The sequence below is a fragment of the Streptomyces sp. DH12 genome, from assembly GCF_020873895.1.
GTDB lineage: Bacteria > Actinomycetota > Actinomycetes > Streptomycetales > Streptomycetaceae > Streptomyces.
In genome coordinates, this window is record NZ_JAHWGT010000430.1 from 1 (window position 1) to 621 (window position 621).

Sequence of the window (621 nt, forward strand, 5' to 3'; positions counted from 1 at the left end):
GACGTACACGGTCCTTGTCGGCGACCCCGCGGTCCCCGTCGACTCGTCGAACGTCACCCAGACGACGCCCTGGTTGTCCGAGGCGTAGCCGCTCTCGTCGTCGGGGTCCTGCGCGTAGTTCCCCGGGTTGGGGAAGGACGTCACCTGCGACCAGGTGACGCCGGCGTCCGTCGACCGCCAGAGCCCGTGGCCGCTGGGCGCGCCCAGGTACAGCACGTCGTTGTCGTGCGGGTCGACCGCCAGCCGTTCGCCCATGCCCCGGCCGGGCATGTTGCCGCCCAGCTTGAACGGCAGCGCGGTCTTCCGCCAGCTCGCGCCCCGGTCGGCCGAGCGCATCACCGCGCCGTTGCCCGGGTCCCAGTCGTTGGTGTACGTGCCGACCGCCGCGTACACCCGGTCGGGGTCGGCCGAGTCGGAGGCGATGCTGACCACTCCCGTGTGGCCCCAGTCGTCCCAGCCGACCGAGTCCAGCAGGGGGATCCAGCTCCGTGTCGACTCCTGCCAGCGGTAGGCGCCGCCGATGTCGGTGCGGGCGTACGCCAGGTCCGGTTCGCTGCGGTTGAAGACGATGCCGGGCACGAAACCCCCGCCGTCGATGCGCGCGTTGCGCCAGGTGTAGGT

The 621-nt window shown here is 71.8% G+C and carries 1 protein-coding gene; it reads right to left on the reverse strand.

Annotated features, from left to right (window positions below; genetic code table 11):
- The coding region (locus tag LPA54_RS34995) for a WD40/YVTN/BNR-like repeat-containing protein (protein WP_368857887.1) at positions 1-621 on the reverse strand (621 nt) is incomplete at both ends.